The 19,587-nt window shown below is 65.2% G+C and carries 20 protein-coding genes, 1 tRNA gene and 1 other RNA gene; 12 read left to right on the plus strand and 10 right to left on the minus strand.

Annotated features, from left to right (window positions below; translation table 11 throughout):
* The first annotated feature begins 44 nt into the window (after window positions 1-44).
* From AC2W7L_RS12075 to AC2W7L_RS12090, 4 genes are all read left to right on the plus strand, one after another.
* Window positions 45-758: a sensor histidine kinase gene (locus AC2W7L_RS12075; RefSeq protein ID WP_486004659.1), complete on the plus strand. Its 714-nt coding sequence runs from the start codon at window positions 45-47 to the stop codon at window positions 756-758.
* Between the two features lie 5 nt (window positions 759-763).
* A complete protein-coding gene (locus AC2W7L_RS12080; RefSeq protein WP_486004660.1) occupies window positions 764-1,027 on the plus strand; it encodes a sensor histidine kinase in 264 nt (87 codons plus the stop codon).
* Window positions 1,024-1,698, plus strand: a complete 675-nt coding sequence (locus AC2W7L_RS12085) for a response regulator (RefSeq protein ID WP_486004661.1) — start codon at window positions 1,024-1,026, stop codon at window positions 1,696-1,698. The genes AC2W7L_RS12080 and AC2W7L_RS12085 overlap by 4 nt, the downstream gene beginning before the upstream one ends.
* A 118-nt stretch (window positions 1,699-1,816) precedes the next feature.
* Window positions 1,817-2,098 (plus strand): SHOCT domain-containing protein, encoded by a 282-nt coding sequence (locus AC2W7L_RS12090; protein ID WP_486004662.1) that lies wholly within the window; start codon window positions 1,817-1,819, stop codon window positions 2,096-2,098.
* Window positions 2,099-2,103: 5 nt separating this feature from the next.
* On the opposite strand, the gene AC2W7L_RS12095 is transcribed toward AC2W7L_RS12090, so the two are convergent.
* Window positions 2,104-2,463, minus strand: coding sequence for a helix-turn-helix domain-containing protein (locus tag AC2W7L_RS12095; protein WP_486004663.1), 360 nt, complete (start codon window positions 2,461-2,463; stop codon window positions 2,104-2,106).
* Window positions 2,464-2,641: 178 nt separating this feature from the next.
* On the opposite strand from AC2W7L_RS12095, the gene AC2W7L_RS12100 reads away from it, so the two are divergent.
* On the plus strand, window positions 2,642-3,670 hold the full coding sequence (locus tag AC2W7L_RS12100; RefSeq protein WP_486004664.1) for an iron-siderophore ABC transporter substrate-binding protein: 1,029 nt from the start codon (window positions 2,642-2,644) through the stop codon (window positions 3,668-3,670).
* Window positions 3,671-3,734: 64 nt separating this feature from the next.
* On the opposite strand, the gene AC2W7L_RS12105 is transcribed toward AC2W7L_RS12100, so the two are convergent.
* From AC2W7L_RS12105 to AC2W7L_RS12120, 4 genes are all read right to left on the minus strand, one after another.
* Window positions 3,735-5,198: a L,D-transpeptidase gene (locus tag AC2W7L_RS12105; protein ID WP_486004665.1), complete on the minus strand. Its 1,464-nt coding sequence runs from the start codon at window positions 5,196-5,198 to the stop codon at window positions 3,735-3,737.
* A 180-nt stretch (window positions 5,199-5,378) separates the two neighbouring features.
* Window positions 5,379-5,474: signal recognition particle sRNA small type (ffs, locus tag AC2W7L_RS12110), an RNA gene on the minus strand.
* 76 nt (window positions 5,475-5,550) lie between these two features.
* Window positions 5,551-5,976, minus strand: coding sequence for a YciI family protein (locus AC2W7L_RS12115; protein WP_486004666.1), 426 nt, complete (start codon window positions 5,974-5,976; stop codon window positions 5,551-5,553).
* Between the two features lie 98 nt (window positions 5,977-6,074).
* The gene (locus AC2W7L_RS12120) at window positions 6,075-7,547 is read right to left on the minus strand and encodes an MFS transporter (protein WP_486004667.1); all 1,473 of its coding nucleotides are present in this window, start codon (window positions 7,545-7,547) and stop codon (window positions 6,075-6,077) included.
* Window positions 7,548-7,668: 121 nt separating this feature from the next.
* Between AC2W7L_RS12120 and AC2W7L_RS12125 the strand changes: the two genes are divergently transcribed.
* The 3 genes from AC2W7L_RS12125 to sfnG all read left to right on the plus strand — a co-directional run bounded on the left by AC2W7L_RS12125 (window position 7,669) and on the right by sfnG (window position 10,483).
* A complete protein-coding gene (locus AC2W7L_RS12125) occupies window positions 7,669-8,568 on the plus strand; it encodes a helix-turn-helix transcriptional regulator (protein ID WP_486004668.1) in 900 nt (299 codons plus the stop codon).
* A gap of 139 nt (window positions 8,569-8,707) precedes the next feature.
* Window positions 8,708-8,795: transfer RNA gene (locus AC2W7L_RS12130), tRNA-Ser, on the plus strand.
* A gap of 539 nt (window positions 8,796-9,334) precedes the next feature.
* The gene (sfnG, locus tag AC2W7L_RS12135) at window positions 9,335-10,483 is read left to right on the plus strand and encodes a dimethylsulfone monooxygenase SfnG (RefSeq protein WP_486004669.1); all 1,149 of its coding nucleotides are present in this window, start codon (window positions 9,335-9,337) and stop codon (window positions 10,481-10,483) included.
* Window positions 10,484-10,582: 99 nt separating this feature from the next.
* Here the strand turns inward: sfnG and AC2W7L_RS12140 are convergent, their stop codons facing one another.
* From AC2W7L_RS12140 to AC2W7L_RS12150, 3 genes are all read right to left on the minus strand, one after another.
* On the minus strand, window positions 10,583-12,157 hold the full coding sequence (locus AC2W7L_RS12140) for a SpoIID/LytB domain-containing protein (protein WP_486004670.1): 1,575 nt from the start codon (window positions 12,155-12,157) through the stop codon (window positions 10,583-10,585).
* Between the two features lie 123 nt (window positions 12,158-12,280).
* Entirely contained in the window at window positions 12,281-12,814 is a 534-nt protein-coding gene (locus AC2W7L_RS12145; protein ID WP_486004671.1) for a type 1 glutamine amidotransferase domain-containing protein, read from the minus strand.
* A 238-nt stretch (window positions 12,815-13,052) separates the two neighbouring features.
* Entirely contained in the window at window positions 13,053-13,748 is a 696-nt protein-coding gene (locus tag AC2W7L_RS12150) for a hypothetical protein (protein WP_486004672.1), read from the minus strand.
* Window positions 13,749-14,012: 264 nt separating this feature from the next.
* Here AC2W7L_RS12150 and AC2W7L_RS12155 point away from each other — a divergent pair, with 264 nt between their 5' ends.
* The 4 genes from AC2W7L_RS12155 (at window position 14,013) to AC2W7L_RS12170 (ending at window position 17,578) form a co-directional block, all read left to right on the plus strand.
* Window positions 14,013-14,420: a YciI family protein gene (locus AC2W7L_RS12155; protein ID WP_062244908.1), complete on the plus strand. Its 408-nt coding sequence runs from the start codon at window positions 14,013-14,015 to the stop codon at window positions 14,418-14,420.
* A gap of 24 nt (window positions 14,421-14,444) precedes the next feature.
* Window positions 14,445-15,647 (plus strand): RNA polymerase sigma factor, encoded by a 1,203-nt coding sequence (locus AC2W7L_RS12160; RefSeq protein ID WP_486004673.1) that lies wholly within the window; start codon window positions 14,445-14,447, stop codon window positions 15,645-15,647.
* Window positions 15,648-15,828: 181 nt separating this feature from the next.
* Entirely contained in the window at window positions 15,829-16,899 is a 1,071-nt protein-coding gene (locus tag AC2W7L_RS12165; protein WP_486004674.1) for an FUSC family protein, read from the plus strand.
* Window positions 16,900-16,912: 13 nt separating this feature from the next.
* Window positions 16,913-17,578, plus strand: a complete 666-nt coding sequence (locus AC2W7L_RS12170) for a DNA alkylation repair protein (protein WP_486004675.1) — start codon at window positions 16,913-16,915, stop codon at window positions 17,576-17,578.
* On the opposite strand, the gene AC2W7L_RS12175 is transcribed toward AC2W7L_RS12170, so the two are convergent.
* Together AC2W7L_RS12175 and AC2W7L_RS12180 are read right to left on the minus strand one after the other, a co-directional pair.
* Window positions 17,497-18,999 (minus strand): amidase, encoded by a 1,503-nt coding sequence (locus tag AC2W7L_RS12175; protein ID WP_486004676.1) that lies wholly within the window; start codon window positions 18,997-18,999, stop codon window positions 17,497-17,499. The two genes, AC2W7L_RS12170 and AC2W7L_RS12175, sit on opposite strands and share 82 nt — an antisense overlap.
* A gap of 70 nt (window positions 19,000-19,069) precedes the next feature.
* Window positions 19,070-19,351 carry a winged helix-turn-helix domain-containing protein gene (locus AC2W7L_RS12180; protein ID WP_486004678.1) on the minus strand — a complete coding sequence of 94 codons (282 nt, stop codon included), beginning with the start codon at window positions 19,349-19,351 and terminating at the stop codon, window positions 19,070-19,072.
* Window positions 19,352-19,587: the final 236 nt, after the last annotated feature.

Consider the following 19,587-nt stretch of genomic DNA (forward strand, 5'->3'; position numbering starts at 1 on the left):
ACTCCTGTTTCTGGCTCCGGCGTATATGGGGTGGGGCCGGGCACATGGGGCGACCGCGGACCGTGGTCATCGGCCGGGCCCGGAACGACGCCGTTCTACGCCGCCTTCCTCTTCTCCATCGTCGCCGCGATGGTCCGCGGACGACAGCTCTGGGCGATCGCTCGGCTGCGGGAGTTTGGGCGGGCTGCCTGCTGCTCGGTCCCGTACTGGGAATCGAATGGTCGGTGGGGCGGGTGGTCTCGGCGACGATGGGACTGGCCATCGCCGTGGGCGTCGGCGCCTTCGTCCGACGCCGGGGCGAGCTGCGTCGCCAAGAGGCAGCGCAGCAGAGCGCCCGGCACGCCGAGGTGGTCCAGGCCGAACGCCTGCGCATCGCACGGGATCTCCACGACGTCCTCGGTCATGCTCTGTCCCAGATCAATGTCCAGGCCGGAGTCGGCGAACACCTCATCGACCGCGATCCCGACCAGGCGCGTTCCGCGCTGGCGGCCATCAGGGATCTCAGCCGCACCGGGCTCAACGAAGTGCGCACCGTGTTGCACACGATGCGCTCGGACACCGGTTCCTCGGACATGCCGGGGCCGGCGCCACTGACGCCGGTGCTCGGTCTCGACGCTGTTCCGGCTCTGGTCTCCCGCCTCGTCGGCTCCACGGACATCAGCGTGACGATCGACGGGCCCAGGATTCCGACGGAGCACGGGAACAGCCCGGCCAGGCGACGGATGCGGCCGCCTATCGGATCATCCAGGAAGCGCTGACGAACGTGCTCAGGCATGCCCGAGCCGGCAGTGCACGGGTCGTGATCGAGCGGAGCTCGGACCGGCTGCGCGTGCACATCAGCGATGACGGGACGGGACTCCCGGACGGAGTCGAAGGGACGGGAATCATGGGCATGCGCGAGAGGGCGAAGCTGCTGAACGGGACGCTCACCCTGACCTCGGCGGGCCGGAGAGGAACCACCGTCGACGTCGACCTTCCCTGGAGCGTCGACCCTGCAGAGCCAACGGATAAGGAGCCGCGGCGATGACGCCGATCCGAGTCGCCATCGCCGACGACCATCAGCTCGTACGCGCGGGTTTCGCCTCGCTGCTCGACTCCGAGGACGATATCGAGGTCGCGATCCAAGCCTCCGGCGGGCAGGCCCTGCTTGATGAGCTGCGCACGGCACCCGTCGACGTCGTCCTCATGGACATCCGCATGCCCGACGGAGACGGGCTGTGGGCGACGGAGGAGATCGCCGCCGACCCGCGGCTCGACGCCGTCCGCGTGGTGCTCGTGACGACCTTCGGACTCGACGAATACATCGTTCGGGCCGTTCGCGCAGGCGCCAGCGGCTTCCTGCTCAAGGACACCGACCCGACTGACCTCATCCGCGCCGTCCGCGTCGTCGCCGCCGGCGAGGCTCTGCTCTCGCCCGAAGTCACGAAATACCTGCTCTCGCGGATGTCACTGGGGCTGAAGGCCGAACCCGACGCCGGTCTCGACGTGCTCACCGACCGCGAACGCGAAGTCCTCGCGCTCGTCGGCCAAGGACAGTCGAACGACGAGATCGCCGAGACGCTTGTGCTGTCCCCGCTGACCGCGAAGACCCATGTCTCTCGCATCATGACGAAGGTCGGGGCCCGGGATCGCGTCCACCTCGTCGTCCTCGCCTACGAATCGGGGCTGGTGTCGCCCGGCTGGCTCAATGAACGCTGAACCCTGCTCCGTCAGGAGCAGCGCAGGTGACTCCCGCCGGCGGATTCGCAGCGACCGGGCCGAGGTGTGTGATGGACTCAGGTCCACGAACGGCGTGGACACCCGCCAAGGAGGCATCATGCACATGGAACACGGACCGCTGGCCTGGCCGTTCTTCTTCCTCATTCCGATCTTCTGGGTCCTCGTCATCGGACTCATCGTCACCCTCATCGTGACCCTCAACCGTCGCCGTTGGCGTCAGGCCGGGGGACCGCCGTGGGTGAATGCCGCACGAGCGGGCACGAAGAGCGCCGAGGCGACACTGGCGCAGCGCTTCGCACAAGGAGACATCGAGGAGGCAGAGTACCGCGCCCGCCTCGAGGTGCTGCGAGCGAACCGGCTCGAGGCCGGGAACGGCTGAGCCGCTCAGGCGGCCAGAGCGAGCCGCACCTGACCCGCCGCCGGCGGCGCAGGTGCGGCTCGCGTCATGCCGGTCGCGGACAGCAGCGTGGTGGATGGGACCTCAGCGGTCATGCCGACGGCCGCGAGCACGAGGATCTGAGGCAGCTGGAGCCCGAGAACCTCGGCCACGGCCTCGATGACCTCCGACGACGGGTCCTTGAGCCCACGTTCGATCTCGGAGAGGAACTGGGTCGAGACGCCGGACCGCTGGGAGACCTGAGCCAGGGTGAGCCTCATATCGGTGCGGCGCAGCCTGAGTGCTCGGCCGAGCGCCTCACGCCACAGCGGCGGCGGGGTCGGGCTGTGCGGGAGCAAATCGGTCATGGGGTGAGCCTACGGTCAGCGGGGCCGCCTCGGCGAGGGTTTCTGCTGTCAGCAGATGAGACTGCCTGACGTGAAGTGGCTTACAGGTGTTGCGGAAACGGCGGTAGGTTAAGTTAGGCTGGCCTATGTTAATGTCGAGGGGCCGTTTTAGGCTCCGACCACTGTCGAAAGGACAGGAATGTCAGTTCCTCACAGCCGCCGGGCCGTCATCGCCGGAGCGCTCGTCGCGCTCTCCTTCACCGCCACCGCCTGCGGGCAGGGATCGCAGGCCGCGGAGGAATCCGGGTCCGCGAATTTCGAGACCGTGACGATCAAGCACGCACTCGGCGAAGCGGTCATCGAAACCGAGCCCGAACGCGTCGTCACCCTCGGCCAGGGATCGACGGAGACTGCGATCGCTTTGGGCAAGACACCGGTCGGCATGGAGGAATATGCCTGGGGATCCGATGACACCGGCTACATGCCGTGGATCTACGAGGCTGTGAAGGACAAGGGTGAGAAGCTGCCCGAACAGTTCCAGGGCGATACGGAACTCGACGTCGAGGCCATCGCCGAACTCGAACCGGATGTCATCCTCGCCCCCTGGTCGGGAATCACTGCCGAGCAGTACAAGCAGCTCGATGACATCGCCCCGACCGTGGCCTACCCGAAGCAGCCGTGGACCATCGAATGGGATGAGCAGATCACCACGATCGGCAAGGCACTCGGTCAGGAAGAGGAATCTGAAGGGCTCGTCGACGACATCAAGACGCAGCTGAAAGAGGCGAAGCGGGAGGAGTACAAGGACCTCACGTTCTCCTATATCTACAATTCCGGTCCCGGCACCCTCGGCGTCTTCTATCCCACCGAGCAGCGTGTGGCGATGGTCTCCGCGCTCGGACTGACTCCGGACCCGGTCATCGACGAACTGAAGAAGGAATACGACGAGCCGGGAACGGATTCTGCGCTCATCGGTCTGGAGAACGCGGATAAGCTCAACGACTCGGACCTCATCTTCACCTTCTACTCTGATGAGAAGAACAAGAAGGAGATCGAATCGCAGGGACTGTACGCGAACATCCCAGCGATCAAGTCCGGAGCCGTCGTGGCTCCGGATGATCAGCCCTTCGTCACCGGATCCTCGATCATCAACCCGCTCACCGTCCCGTGGACGCTGGAGCGCTATGTGCCGATGATCGACAAGGCAGTGAAGAAGATCGACAAGTAAGTCGACGGCGCGAGTCAGTCGACGGCGAGATAACGGCCGAATCAGGCAAGCAGGCTGGGCGCTCTCAATCGAGGGCGCTCAGCTTCTTCCATTCATCCCAGGAGTAGACCCAGTCCGAGATGTCGCTGTCGTCAGTCGACAGGTTCACACTCGAACCGGTGACCTCGACGGGATCGCCGAAGATCGCGGAGTCGTAGTACTGCTTCGCTCGTTCGGTGGTGAGGTTGATGCAGCCGTGCGAGACGTTTTGGGAGCCCTGGACGCCGGCCGACCACGGAGCGGCGTGGATGAATTCGCCGTTGTTGTGGATGCGCACTGCCCACTGGACATCGGTCTCGTAGTCCCACTGCTCGGAGGTCATCGTGTAGTCGGCGGCCTTCGACATCACCACATGCGTGCCGTTGTATGAGGGGGACTTCGGTGCGCCGAGGGAGGCCGGGAAGTCCATGACCTGCTTGCCGTCACGGGTGACGGTCATGCGGTGGGTCTTCACATCGGCCTCGGTGACCTGCTTGCGTCCGATCTCGAAGTCGAGGGTGAGATCGTTCTGGCCCACGCTGTTCTCACCGGTCGGCACGTCCTTGAGCGGAACGTCGACGGAGACCTTCGAATGAGCCGGCCAGAATTCCTTCGGACGGAAGTGCAGTCGGGACTGCGGATCGTCGTAGAGCCAACCCCATGAGCCTTCGACCTTGCGCTCCTTGCCGCTCTCGTCGGTGACTCTGACCGAGAGGCGGCGCTCCACATCGTCGCGGAAGTCCTCGGACACGGTGGAGCCGAAGTTGAGCATGATGGGAGCGGCGACGCCGACGGTCTGATCGTCGGAGAGCGTTGTGCGCACCGACATCGGTTCCCCGTCGCTGGCGCCGACGGTGATCGTCGCGTCGAGGTCGACTTCGTCGCCGTCGGCAGTGGTGGCGGTGGCGTTCACGGTGTATTCGCTGTCGGCGACGAGGCCGAAGGTCGAGATCCAGGCGGCGGACTCGTCCGGGGCGGAGACCGCCTCGGCGTTGTCGGCGGGCTCGGACTCGGTGGAGGACGGTGTCGACGAACCGGCCTTTGCGTCCTCATCGGGCTCGAGTGCGGTGCCGGAGGCGTCGAAGAAGGTGCCGGGATCGTGCGCGATCCGGGGGTGAGCCTCCTCAGTGACGGAGATGTCACTGAGGTCGGCGTTCTCGACGGAGATGCCGATCCGCTGGCCGGCTTCCAGGTCGATCTCGTCGCCGGATTCGGTCACTTCGCCGAAGTCCCCGGCGCCGGGCATCGCGGTGGCCGCATCGGTGGACTGGCTCGGTTCCGCAGTGGAGGTCGCATCGTCACTGGGCTGCGAGGTCGACGTCGATTCGGACGCGGATTCTGCGTCCTCGGAGCTGATGGCTCCGACGCGGAATACGGGATCCTCGGCCGCCTCGGCGGTCTTGTTCGCGCCATCGCGGGTCGCATCGGGATCGTCGCTCGACGGGGTGCACGCCGTGAGCAGGGCCAGTGCCGAAAGGGCGGCAATGGCCCCTTGGATCTTCGTGGACAACAGGGAAACCTCGTTAAAACACAGGGATGAGAACTGCGAATAATGGTAATGAAGCAAAATCACGAAAGTATTAACGAATTCGCTTTGCGGCCCCGATTTCGGGGCCCGGAGGTCAGTGCGGGCAGAGCTGACCAGGGCAGACGGGGGATAAGGGGAGTTGTGGAATTGTGATGTTGGGGAATAGAGGACTCCCCGTGCACCCGACAGAGCTCGCTTACCCTTGCTGCCTTCCGGCCCTGGGGGAGTTCACAAGATGACGCCGCACGGGGAGCCGTGAATCAGTCTAGTCGAGAGCGGCCTCGGTGAACAAAACGAGTGGGCGGGGCCACAGGGTAATCGGGTGCCGCAGGGCTCAACCGTTGTCGAGGCGGCCCTGCTCGATCCATTCCTTCTCCTTCTGGATCCATTCGTTGTCCTCGGGGAAATCCTCGGGACCGTTGATGCGCCGCACTTCGATCTGGGATCCGGTCTCCAGCGGAGCCTTCTTCGCCCAGGCGATAGCCTCGTCCTGGGAAGCGACTTCGACGATCCAGAATCCGTTGAACAGCTCCCGCAGACTGCCGTAGGCGCCGGTCGTCGAGGTCGGTTCGGGTCCGCCGAAGTCGACGACCGCCCCTTCGGAGGGATCGGCCAGACCTGCGCCGTCGGACATGACACCGGCGTTGATCATCGATTCGTTGTAGGCGCCCATGGCGGCGATCATCTCGTCGAAATCCGCCTCGGCCATCCGTTCGACGGCGGCCTGGTCGACTGTGCGCATGATGAGCATGAATTTCATGGTGACTCCTCTGTCAGTGCCGTGCCTGAGCGGAGTCGGCTGAGACCGCTCAGGCACTGCTCACGGCAAGCCTATGCCGAAACAGCCGTTCCAGGACATCATCTGCGGCCTGCATGATGCAGATACCACGCGCCTGCGCCGAAGACGATGCTCAGCACAATCTGCACCAGGCAGGCGAAGGCGAAGGCACTGTCGAACCCGACAGCGGCTGTGAAGGAGTGGAAGAGCGCACCGAGGAGTGCGACACCCACGGCGATGCCTGCTTGCTGCATCGTCGCGATGAGACCGCCGCTCAGTCCCGCGAGCCGGTCGGGGACGGCGCCGACGACTGTGCCCACCAGCGGACCGAACTGCATTGCCTGACCCGCGCCGAGGATGAGTGCAGGACCCTGGAACCACAGATGCCACCCGGCTCCCGCGCTCGAGGCGACCCATGCGACGCCGAGGAGTCCCGCAATCTGCAGCCCGGTGCCCAGCAGCATCGTGCCTGGACCGGTGAAAGATGCGACCAGGCGATGAACCACTAAGGAGGCGACGAGGAATGCGATGCAGAACACGGCGAGGGTGAGACCGGAGACATATGCCGGATCGGAGTGTCCGGTCTGTGAGAGCAGGGAGAAGTTGAAGAGGAAGGTGCCGAATCCAGCGAAGAAGACAAGAGCCATGAGCATTCCCGCCCACGCGGCCGGCACCGCGACGACGTCGGGCGGGATGAGTGGGAACCGGCCGGTCGCTGCGGCCCTCGACTGCCACAGAGCGAAAACCGTGAAGCACAGCGCACTGACTGTCAGCAGGATCGCCGGCATGGGCAGCCAGCCGGTGACAGGGCCCAGCGCCAGTCCGATGACGAGGCACATCATGCCCACGCCGAGGAGGACCGCACCGGGGGCGTCGAGGGGGGCCGGGTCGGTGCTGTGCGATTCGGTCAGTCGCAGGGAACCGAGGAAGGCGGCAGCGGCGGCGACCGCGCAGCTGAGGAATGCTGCCCGCCACCCCCAGGTATCGCCGAATGCCGAGATCAGGCCTCCGCCGAGTACCTGGCCGCCGACGGTGCCGACTCCGGAAAATGCGCCGAAGAGGCTGATCGCCTTCAGCCGTGCGGCTCCGGTCAGAGAATGCTGGAAGCTCGCGAGGATCTGCGGCATCATCACCGCCGCTGCCAGGCCCTGCGTTGTGCGAGCCGCGAGCAGGAAGAACGGATCGGGTGCCAGTCCGACCGCAAGCGAGGTGATGACCAGCGAGCCCGTGCCGATCATGAACAGGCGGCGACGCCCGAAGCGGTCCCCGATGCGACCGCAGAGGATGAGACCGGAGGCGAAGGCGGCGGAGAACAGACCGACGATGAGGGCCGAGGTCGACTCAGCGGCACCGATGTCAGCCTTGACTGCGGGGATCGCGACGTTCGAGACGGAGAACATGAACGTGGCGAGGAACGCACCGAGGTGCAGCGGCCAGAGGACTGGGGACGGCTGAGTCGGGGGCGCCGCGGGACCGGGTGCCGCCTCGGCGAGGGCCGAGGTCGGAACCGCAGCGGAGGAGGTCGATGATGTCTGCGTGTGGGAATCTCTCATGGATCCAGTCTGCGGTGGGCGGTGGGGGAGTGGGAGGGCGTGCTGATGGTGTTGGTCGGACCACCAGGTTGAGAGCGGTGACGGGGTGGAAGGGTGTGACCGTCGGGCGGACAATGGAGGCATGGCACAAGTGAGAACTGAGGAGCTCGGACGATTCCTGCGCTCGCGACGCAACCGGGTGCGGCCCTGCGAGGTCGGTCTCGCGTCGGGCACCCGGCGGAGGGTGCCGGGACTGCGGCGCGAAGAGGTCGCTGTGCTCGCGAACATCGGCACCAGTTGGTACACCTGGCTGGAGCAGGGGCGCGAGGTCCACCCCTCGGAGTCGGTACTCGAATCCATCGCCGAGGCGCTCCTGCTCGACCGTGAGGAGCGTGCCCATCTCTTCCTGCTGGGCGGATACCCGGATCGAGTCGCGAACCCGGGGGACTCTGCGGTGGGAGAGCAGATGCGCACCTTGCTCGACGAACTGCTGCCGTTGCCGGCGATGGTCACTGATCCGCGGTATACGATCCTCGCCTTCAACTCCGTCGAACGGTATCTCGCCTCCGACCTCGAAGCACTCGCTCCAGCCGACCGGAACTGCGCGATCCAGTCCTTCGAGAGCCCGGAATGGGCGCGGACCTTCCACTCCGACGACGGTCACCGGGCGCAGGTCGTGGCGAAGCTGCGTGCCTCGTACGCGGAGTCGATCGACGATCCGGAGTGGTCGCCGCTGCTGTCGCGGCTGCGCAGGAATCCGGAATTCTGCCGCCTGTGGGACTCGGGAACGGTCGGTCGATCTGTCGGGCGGGTCAAGACCATTGAGAACCCGTATGTGGGCACGCTCAAGCTGACGATGACGACGCTCATCGCGCAGGAGAACCAGAGGCTGACGCTCTCGGTCTATCAGCCGGTGGACACGGTGACGCAGTCCCGCTTGGAGACGCTGCACGGCTGGATCAACGACGGCAGCATCGAACGCCGACGGGAGGACGGGGCGCAGCCGCCGGCAGAACGGCATCTCCGCGCCGTCGCGGACTGAACCGTGTGCCGTCGGGTGATGAGGTCGCGTGATCGCGGTCGGACGTCGAGGTCGCGTGTTCACCTGCGGGAAGTGGGATGCTTCACACTCGGCCACCGCGATTTCGCATTGTCGTCATGACTCGGATAAGCTGATTCGCGGAGGATTCGCCTAGTGGCCTATGGCGCTCGCCTGGAACGCGGGTTGGGTTAACGCCCTCAGGGGTTCGAATCCCCTATCCTCCGCCACGGAAGTCCCGGTCTCGCAGTCAATGCGGGCCGGGACTTCGACGTTGAGATCCTAAGCTGGGACGAGACCACTTGTTCAGAGCGCTTTGACTTCATCCGAGTGGTCGTCGGACGCCGGTTTTCGGGCATCCAGCACCTTTCGCGGCAAATCACCTCGGTCGCGGTATCTCCTACACGTGCTTACGCATCCCTCGTCGTTCCTGCCTTAACTCACCGGCGCAACGAGGCGGTTTGCCGCGAAACGTGAGGGGTGCTCCGCGAGACGGCAGCGGGCGACCGCCACAAGAACACAAATCGGATGACGGCTCATGGCGAAGTGCGTCATTGTGACGCCGTACGTCGGTCCGCGAAATCTGTCCGCCGCTTGTGGTCTGCGTCTCAGCAGTCTGGCACGGCACACCTGCACACATCTCGAGCGACTTAAGGGAACTGGCCCGATGACGTCGCAGCAACCGGTCCGGTGCGGACGCCGCAAACGCAAGCAGCCCGCAGTCAGCGGACACGGTGCTCATGCCAGTTTCGATGGGAAGGGACTCACAATGACGAACATCCACGCCAACCCGATCTACACCGGTGAGCCCGAAGACCTGAAGTTCGCCTACTGGGTGCCCAACGTCTCCGGCGGCCTGGTTGTGTCGAACATCGAACAGCGCACCGACTGGGGCTATGACTACAACGTCAAGCTCGCGCAGACCGCCGAGGCTGTCGGCTACGAATACGCGCTCAGCCAGGTCCGCTACTTCTCCAGTTACGGCGCTGCCCAGCAGCACGAATCGACCGCCACCTCACTCGCACTGGCCCTGGCCACCGAGAAGCTCAAGGTCATCGCCGCCATCCACCCAGGCATCTGGGAACCGGCCGTGCTCGCGAAGTTCATCCTCACCGCCGACCAGTTCACGAAGGGCCGGACTGCCATCAACGTCGTCTCCGGCTGGTTCAAGGACGAATACACCCGCCTCGGCCTGCCCTGGCTCGAACACGGCGAACGCTACCGCCGGTCCGCCGAGTTCATGGACGTCGTCCGCAAGCTCTTCACACAGGAGAACGTCGAGTATCGCGGCAACTTCTACACCGTCGACGACTTCACCCTCCGCCCCGGCCCCTACCCGATCGAAGGACGGCCCCACCCGGAGATCTTCCAAGGCGGAAACTCGTCGGCTGCCCGCATCAACGGCGGCAAGCACGCCGACTGGTACTTCTCCAACGGCAAGGACTTCGACGGATTCCGCGAACAGTACGACGACGTCACCGAGGTGGCCCGCGCCCACAATCGAAAGGTTCGTTTCGGACTCAACGGGTTCGCCATCGTCCGCGACACCGAAGCCGAAGCCCGCGAACAGCTGCGCGAGATCATCGCCAAAGCCGATGAGGGCGCCGTCGAAGGATTCCGCAAGTCCGTGCAGCAGGCCGGAGCCTCGACTCACGATAAGAAGGGCATGTGGGCGGACTCGAGCTTCGAAGACCTCGTCCAGTACAACGACGGCTTCCGCACCCAGCTCATCGGCACCCCCGAGCAGGTCGCCGACCGCATCATCGAATACAAGAAGATCGGCGTCGACCTCATCCTCACCGGCTTCCTCCACTTCCAGGAGGAACTCGAGGCGTTCGGCAAGACCGTCATCCCGATCGTGCGCGAGAAGGAAGTCGAACTTGTCAACCGAGGGCTGCTCACCCCTGCGGGAGTCTGAACCAGCAGGAGAGTCCCTCAAGCCACGCGAAACTCGAAAAGGTCGTCACCAGCGGCGACTTTTTCGAGTTTGGCGTTGACTGAGCTCGGTCTGCCGCGGTCAGGCCACGCTGAACGATGCGGACTTGAGCTTGAGCTTCGTCCGCAGCTGATCGCCGGTGAGGCTCTCGGTCTTTCCCTTCACCGAGGTGGCTTTCACCGTCTTCACCAGCCCCGAGCCGGTCTTCGTCACCGTCGCAGACCGCACGTCAGCCAGACCGAACGTCTTGGCCATATCGGCCTGCTTGACCGTCACCGACCACGAGGCGTTCGGGTTCTGTGCCGACGCATACTTCGACGGCGAGTCATCGACCGAGACCAGGTAGGGCACAGCCGAACCCCACACCTCGGCAGCCGAATGCGTCTTCGACCCGGCTGACGATGAGTAGACGGCATCGATGAGTCCGCCCTTGTACGTGACGACACGCGCCGATTTCACCGTCGACCCGCTGGAGGTCTGTGTCGCAGTCACGGCTTTGCGCCATGGCCCTGAGCCGGCAGCATTCTCGCGAGTCCACCCGAGGAAGCGCTGCGAAGCCACCTCGTCGTAGACGTTGCACCCGCAAGCCGGCTTCACGGCACCGAGATTGCGGTAAGCGTAGGTGCGAGAGGCGATGGCCTGACTGCGCAGGGCTTCGGACTGCCACGAGGCCGGCATCTCAGCGATTCCCGGCAGATACTCCTTGTTGAGCCCCAGCACGTTGACGACATTGAGCGAACCCTTCAGCTGTCCGATCTCGATCCGCCCGTGCCGGTAGGTGCCGGTCGCTCCGTCCTGTGCACCGCTGACCGATACCGTCGTCGCCGAGGAGCCCTTCCAATACCGGGTGCCCTGCCATTCGATGGTGAGCTTGGACCCGGAATAGCTCTTCGCCCCGACTGTCACCTTGACCGAACCGGACGAGGTCCGCTCGATCGTGACCTTCGATCCCGATTCGATGGTCTTCGACCCGGCCTTGACGCGCAGACGACCGGAACGCGGGGTGATCGTCACGGACTTCTTCCCGGTCAGCAGCTGCACCTTGAGGCTGGCATCGGCGTTCTTCGACATCGTCGTGACCTTCGCACCCGTGTAGTAGTGCTGCAGGATCTGCGTCGAGGACTTTCCGGCCGCCGCCATCCCGCGTGCTCCGTACTGGCTCATCCCGACCCCGTGGCCGAAGCCTGACCCCTTGATCGCGAACGACGACGGTGCTTTCGTCACCTGCACCTTCGCCCCGGACTTCGCCGTCCACACGATCTTTCCGTTTTGGAACTTCTGCCGGGTCTCGGATCCGGAACGGTACTCATTGCTCGTCGGATACCCCAAGGGGCCGCGTTCCCATCCGGACCTCTTCCATGCAGTGCGGATCGCACCCAGAGTCGCATGGGCGCCCGTAGCCTTCGTCCAATGGATGCTGCCGTGCTTGAACGACTGATAGCAGCCCTTCTGGATCAGCGTGCACCGCTTGGGGCCGGTCGCAGGACCGAGCTTGCCCGTATTTCCGCCGAGCGACTTGTGCATCGCCCCGATCGGACCCGAGGTCGCATAGGCGGCATGTGCCGGAGGCGCTGTGGAGCAGAGAACGAAGAGGAGCCAGATGAGCAGCGCCGCGAGGGCAGGAATCGTCGCCTTGACGAACAGGGAGGGTGGCATGAGTTGATCATAAGCGCGGCTGTCAATACCTCAGATGACGAACAGAAGAACTCCCCGAAACGATCGTTTCGGGGGAGTTCTTCGCCGAGGTGGCCACCTCGGCGAGGGAGGCATCGTTCCAGCTCAGCTCAGCTTTTCGGCGATCGCCTTGTTGAAGGCATCGAGGTCGCCGGGGTTGCGAGAGGTGATGAGGTTGCCGTCGACGACCACCTCGGTGTCGGCCCAGTCGGCTCCGGCGTTGATGAGGTCGGTCTTCGTCGAGATGAAGGACGTCAGCTTCCGTCCCTTCGCCACACCCGCCTCGGCGAGGATCCATGGCGCATGGCAGATGGCCGCGACCGGCTTATCGGCGGCGAAGAACGCTTTGACGAGGTTGACGGCGTCCTCATTCAGGCGCAGGGCGTCGGCGTTGAGAGTGCCGCCGGGCAGGACGAGGGCGTCGAAGTCATCGACCGAGGCCTCGGCGACGGGAACGTCGACGTCGAAGGTCTGCGCATGCTCCCAATCGCCTTCCATCGCCTGCAGCGTTCCCTCGGACGGGGAGACGATGACGGTCGTCGCTCCGGCCTCGTCGAGCGCGGCGCGGGGACTGGTGAGTTCGACCTGCTCGACGCCGCGGGTGAGGAGGAATGCGACCTTCTTGTCAGAGAGTGCCATGATGGTGCTCCTTGTCAGTTGTGATCTGTGAGGTTGTCGAATCTGACATGGGCCCGGCTGGCCGGAACGTCGAGGCCGACGTGCGGTTGGACCGACACCCACTCTGGGCTCAACAACGAAGAATACCGAGTTGTTCCAGACCGCGACGAACGCATTCCCCTGGCCGAGGTGACCAGGGGAGTGCGAGTCGGGGATACGAGACGCTCGAGGGGTACGTTTCGCAGGCCCGGCGGGCGGCTCAGATGTTTGGGAACTCGAGGCTGTAGCCGATGCCGGACTGCGACGCCGAGGTGATCTTCACAGTGCCGTAGTGATTCTTGCCGGCAGCAGTGACGGTGCAGTTCTGCGAGCCGCTGTGGGAGAAGATGCGCAGGTCGGAGTAGCAGTCGACGGTGTCGACCGTGGTGCCCTGCTTGGCGTAGGCGTTCTTGATGTCCGCCTCGAGAACGTCGGCGGGGATCTTGCCGTTGCCGTCGGCGTCGAGTTCGACTCCGTCTTCGCCGATGCGCGGACCCTGGTATCCGCTGTCGCCGGTCGTGCCGCTCGACGACGATGATCCGTTCGAGGACGACGATCCGGTCGACGCCGAGCCGTTCGAGGCGGAGGAGTCACTCGCCGAGGAGGCGCTGGACGAATCCGTGGATCCGCCGCTGCCGGTAGTGCCGTTATCGGTGGTGCCGTTGTCCGTCGTGCCCGTCGAACCCGAACCGGCGGAGCCGGAATCCGAAGTCGAGCCCGAATCCGAAGCCGGCTCCTCGACGGTCGTCTCGGTGTCCTCGGTCTGCTGTGCCTGCTGGCCGTCCTGCTCCTGGCCCTGTTCCTGTCCCTGACCTTCCGGGCCGAAGGTGATGTTCATATCGCAGGCCGAGAGCGTCAGGGTCGCTGCGAGCGCTCCGGCAACGGTGATGGTCTTGAGAAGTGTCTGTGCCTTCATGATCTGCTCCTGGTCTCATGTGCAAAAAGCTGTCGGTGTTTCGTACAAGACAAGCCTCTCAGCGCAGCGCCGTGACCTGGGCCGATTTGTGTTCGGATCCGGTGACGCATGTTCCAGGACGGACACATCGGCCTATTCTGGGACTGTGATCGGCGTTCGTGACGAGAATTCTTCGCCGCTGATGTCGAGAACACTCGTCCGGCTGCGTCCCAGTGATGTCAGCGAGCACAACCCGTGCGAGCGACACGAGACAAGGAGACCATCATGGCCAAGTACCTCATGCTCAAGCACTATCGGATGCCCGCGCAGTACATGGACTACGCGCCGATGGACCAGTGGAGTCCCGAGGAGGTCGACGCGCACGTGGCGTATATGAACGCCTTCGCCGACAAGCTCAAGGAATCCGGCGAATTCGTCGACGCCCAGGCGCTGTCCCCGGAGGGCACCTTCGTCCAGTCCGGCGGACCGGGCAAGCCTCCGGTCACCGACGGCCCCTTCCCCGAGACGAAGGACCTCATCGCCGGCTGGATGGCCATCGACGTCGACAGCTACGACCGCGCCCTCGAACTCGCCGGCGAGCTGTCGGCCGCCCCGGGCAAGGGCGGGGAGCCGATCAACGAATGGCTCGAACTCCGCCCCTTCCTCGACCACGCACCCAGCGTGGACGAGTGAGCAGGGACGCGAACGGAGTCCGCGATGATCGATCCGGATCCCCTCGCCGAGGCGGAGCTGCGTGAGCTCGTCCCCGCCGTGATCGGCATCCTCGTCAGTCGTGGAGCAGACTTCGCGACCGCCGAGGATGCCGTTCAGGACGCGCTCATCGAAGCCCTGCGATCGTGGCCGTCCGATCCGCCCCGCGACCGGCGGGGCTGGCTCGTGACGGTCGCGTGGCGGAAGTTCCTCGATGCCGTGCGCTCCGAAGGATCACGGATGAAACGCGAGGAACGGGTCATGGCTGCGACGCTCGCCGAACCCGGGACCTCGGCCGAACCGGGGACCGACGGCGTTCCGAACGGCGATGACACCCTCGATCTCTACTTCCTCTGCGCCCATCCCGACCTCAGCCCCGCCTCGGCGGTGGCCCTGACCCTGCGGGCGGTGGGCGGACTGACGACGAGACAGATCGCCGAGGCCTATATGGTGCCCGAGGCGACGATGGCCCAACGCATCAGCCGCGCCAAATCCACGATCGCTGGCTCCCGGCTCAACCGGCCCGGTGACCTGTCCTCGGTGCTCACCACCCTCTACCTCGTGTTCAACGAAGGGCACTCGGGCGATGTCGACCTCGTCGCCGAAGCGATCCGACTGACTCGGACGCTGAAGTCGGTGATCGAATCGGCCGAGGTGGACGGACTGCTCGCGCTCATGCTCCTCCATCACGCCCGCCGCGATGCCCGATTCGGCCCGGACGGCGAACTCATCGCTCTGGTCGATCAGGACCGCGCCCGCTGGGACCGACGGCTCATCGTGGAGGGCATCGGAATCCTCCAGACAGCGCTTGCCCGGGATGAACTCGGCCAATATCAGGCGCAGGCGGCGATCGCCGCACTCCATGCCGACGCGCAGAGAGTCGAGGACACCGACTGGGTGCAGATCGTTCAGTGGTACGACGATCTGCTGGCCTTGCGCGATACGCCGATCGTGCGTCTCAACCGGGCCGTGGCCATCGGGGAGGCCGACGGCCCGGGCGGCCTGGCCGAACTGCGGAACCTGGACGAGAGTCTGCCGCGCTACTTCGCCGTCGAAGCACACCTGCGCGAAAAAGCAAGGGAGACGCAGAGGGCCGCTGATCTCTACGCCCGGGCGGCCGAATGGGCGGGCAGCCTCGCCGAACGCAACCATCTCAACCGGCAGGCGGCACGCATCCGTTCGGGGGAGGACAACCGGAGTCGACGGTGACGGTGGTGATCACGGTCTCGGTGGGCCGCCTCGGCGAGCGAGGTTGGTCACTCCTGTCGGCAGAAGACATTCATTCGTCCCGAAGGCGGACTACGATCGAAGGGAGTCGTCGGCTCATCATCCCATCTCAGCGATCCCGTCAGCGGGGTCCGTCCTCGATTTCGAAAGAGGCCGAATCCGTTTGAGCCACCTGCAGGAGTTCTTCCGCATCCCACCGGGCGAACGCGACCATATTCCCGCGTTCCGCATCGCCCTGGGAGTCGCCATCCCGCTCCTCGTGCTGCTCGGAATCGACCGCCTCGACCTCGCCGTCTATGCCGCCTTCGGTGCCTTCACCGGCATCTACGCGCGCTTCGAATCCCCACGCTCGCGGACCAGGCGGCAATCGATCGCGGCCGCCATCCTCGTCGTGTGCGTGGGCATCGGCGCCCTGCTGGGCAACCTCGGTGTCTCGGTGTGGGTGCTCGTCGTCGTCACCTCACTCGTGTCCGGTGCGGGCGCGGCCGTCGCCCTGCGCTTCCGGCTCAAGCCCGGCGGGTCGATCTTCTTCATCTTCGCCACCGGAGCCGTCGGATCCATTCCGAACGGCGCATCGGTACCGGTGGCCTTGGGGGTGGCGGCCGCCTCGGCGTTGGTGAGCGTCGGTCTCGGAGCGCTCGCTCATTTCGCCGGGGAACGCATGCCTCCGGAGAAGGAGACCTATGTGCGGGTTGGGCTCTCGCCGGTGGGCAAGGCCGACCTGGCAGCACATGCCGCCCGATTCACGATCGCCCCGCTCATCGCGGGAATCCTCGGCACCCTGCTCATCGATGTGCTGCCGCTGCTGTCCCACAGCTATTGGGCGATGGTCGCCGCGGTCGCACCGATCACCCCGCCCGGTCGGTCGGCCCGTCTCAAACGCGGCGTCCACCGTGTGGTCGGAACGCTGCTGGGCGTGATCGTCACCGCGTTCCTGTTCTCGTTCCCCACCGAGGCGTGGCAGCTGGTGGTCTGGGTGATCCTGCTGCAGTTCCTCGCCGAGATCTACGTGCTGCGCAACTATTCGGTGGCGCTGCTCTTCATCACCCCGTTGGCCCTGCTCATGACCCAGATCGGCAACCCGCACCCGGTCGCGGAGCTGTTGGCCTCCCGTGCCATCGAAACCGCCATCGGTGCTGTCGTCGGTATGATCGTTGTCATCGTCGGCTTCAGGAATTCGAAGAGATCACGCGCCGACATCGATGCTTCACCGCATGCCGATGACGACGACTGACCGAGAGGACACCATGACCGCCAGCACCGAGGTGCTCGCCACCCTGGCCTCGCTCGAGGACGGGAAGATCCGCGCCGTCAACGCCCGCCACGGCGACGACCACGCGGTCAACCTGACGAAGCTGCGGGCCGTGGCGAAGGAGCTGAAGAAGAACGATGAACTCGCCGCCGAGCTGTGGGCCACCGGAGATACCGCGGCCCGCCTCGTCGCGATCCTCATCATGCGCCCGAAGGCCTGGAGCGAAGCACAGCTCGATGAGATGCTGCGCGACTCCCGAGTCCCGAAAGTCCACGGCTGGCTGGTCAGCTACATCGTCAAGAAGTCACCCCATGCCGAGGCGCTGCGCCTGTCATGGCTGGACGATCCGGACCCCGTGGTCGCCTCGGCCGGGTGGGCGCTGACGAGCGAGCGGGTCAACCGCAAGCCCGAGGGCTTGGACCTGCCCGGGCTGCTCGACGTGATCGAGGCCGAGATGGCCGATGCGCCCGAACGTCTGCAGTGGGCAATGAACGAGACCCTGTCCTATATCGGCATCGAGAACCCTGACCTGCGGAAACGTGCCATCGAGATCGGTGAGCGCCTCGGCGTGCTCCGCGACTACCCGACCTCTCCCGGATGCACCTCACCCTTCGCCCCGACTTGGATCACGGAGATGGTGGCCCGCAGCGCGGCGAAGTGAGCTGCGGTGCTGCTTCTACAACTCGGGGTGGCGGGTGTGGAAGCCCGTGGCCCGCTGGAAGGCATGGCCGGCGGCCAGAACCAAAGGCTCGGTGAAATCACCGCCGACGAACTGAGCGGCCAGGGGAGTGCCCCGTTCGGTGAACCCGGCCGCAGAGTGATCGACGGCATTCCGCAGTTGTCGATCGGAGCTGTCGGCACGGTGACCGCGGCGAATAGCTTCTGGTCGGATCCCAGATTCGCCATCTGCGCGATCGTCGGTGAGGCGACGCCGATGCCCGGCAGCAGGAGCAGATCGATATCGGCCATGAGAGCGCGCATGCGGCCGGTGAAGTCCCGACGTGATTCGAGCAGACGGTGGTAGTCGACGGCGGAGAGTCCGCGCCCGATCTCGATGAGACCGGACAGATCGGGACCGTATTCGTCCGCACGAGACGGGTACGTCTCCGAGTGGACGCCGGCGGTCTCGACTCCGCACAGGGCCGTCCACTCCTGGGCCGCGGCCTCCATGTTGGGTGTCTCGACACCGAGGACCCGCCACCCCATTCCGGTGATCGTCTCGATGGTGTCTTCGAGCATCGCGTTCGTCGCGGCGTCGAAGTGATCCTCGGCGAGTTTGCGGTCGAAACCGACGACCGGGGCCTTATCGACACCTAGGTGCTGCGGGTAGTCCGGTACAGGGTCAAGCGACGATGTGGGATCGGCCGGATCGTGGCCGGCGATGGTACGCAGCACGATCGCGGCATCACGGGAGCTGCGCGTCATCGGCCCGATGTGATCGAGGCTGGGCGCGAGCGCGAAGATGCCGTGGCGGGAGACCCGGCCCCAGGTCGGTTTGAGTCCCGTGACTCCGTTTGCCGAGGACGGCAGGCGGATCGACCCGCCGGTGTCCGAGCCGAGGGAGGCGAAGCAGAGTCCGGCCGCGGTGGCCACACCGGATCCCGATGAGGAGACTCCGGACCAGGTGTCGGCATCCCACGGATTGACCGGGGTCGGCAGGTCCGGGTGGTGAACGGTGAACGCGCCCTCCGTCAGGCGCAGTTTGCCGAGGATGACGGCTCCGGCGGCCCGCAGTCGGGCGACGACGGTGGCATCGAAGTCAGGGCGGAAGTCCGCGTGGATCGTGGTGCCCGCACCTGTCGGTGCATCGTGGGTGTTCGCGAGGTCCTTCACCGCCACGGGGACACCGTGGAGGTGGCCGAGCCAGTTTCCGCGGGCAAGGAGAGAGTCGGCGCGGTCGGCCTCGGTGAGGGCGGATTCGGCCATGACCGTGGCGTACGCCTGCAGTCGGGGTTCGAGGCTCTCGATGCGTTCGAGCATCGCCTCGGTGACCTCACGGGAGGACAGCTGCCTGGTTCGGATGAGTGTCGAGACTTCGTGGAGTTCGAGGAACGGTATCTCGGCGCTCGTCGGTGTGGTCATCATGCCTCCCTGCAGTGTTTTCCATCACTCTAACCGAAGTTCTCACCAGGGGGAACAGTGATTCTCGAGCCTAGGCGCCGGCCAGTTCCCGCAGTGCCTGGATATGCGCCTCGAGACGGTTGTATCCGTCTGGGCTGATCGAGACCCAGGTGCGCGGGCGTTTGCCGACATAGCCTTTCTTCACTTCGACCATCCCGGCTTTCTCGATTGCGGTGATGTGCCGTGAGAGGACGGAATCGGAGACGCCGAGGCTGTCGCGCAGCAGTTTGAACTCGGCCTTGTCCCGGTTCTTCAGGCTCGAGACGATGCCCAGTCGCGTTGGGTTGTTCAGCTCCGGTTCGAGTCGGGTCAGGGAATCGCCGAGGTGGCTCGTCTCGACTTGGCTGAGAAGGTCGGGCTGCCTGCTGCGGGGTGGGGTTCGCGTTCATGTCAGCTCCTGTGCTCGGGGCGGCGACCAGATCGTCGACACCGCCTGTGAAAGTACTTCCACGGCATCAACTACTTTCCGAATAGGAAAGTGCTTTCACAAAATACTTCCCCCATTACTACCTGACGGCGGCCCAGCAACCCCCGCGCGAGGTATCTGGG

The organism is Brevibacterium sp. LAARM3_SD1 (assembly GCF_057364765.1).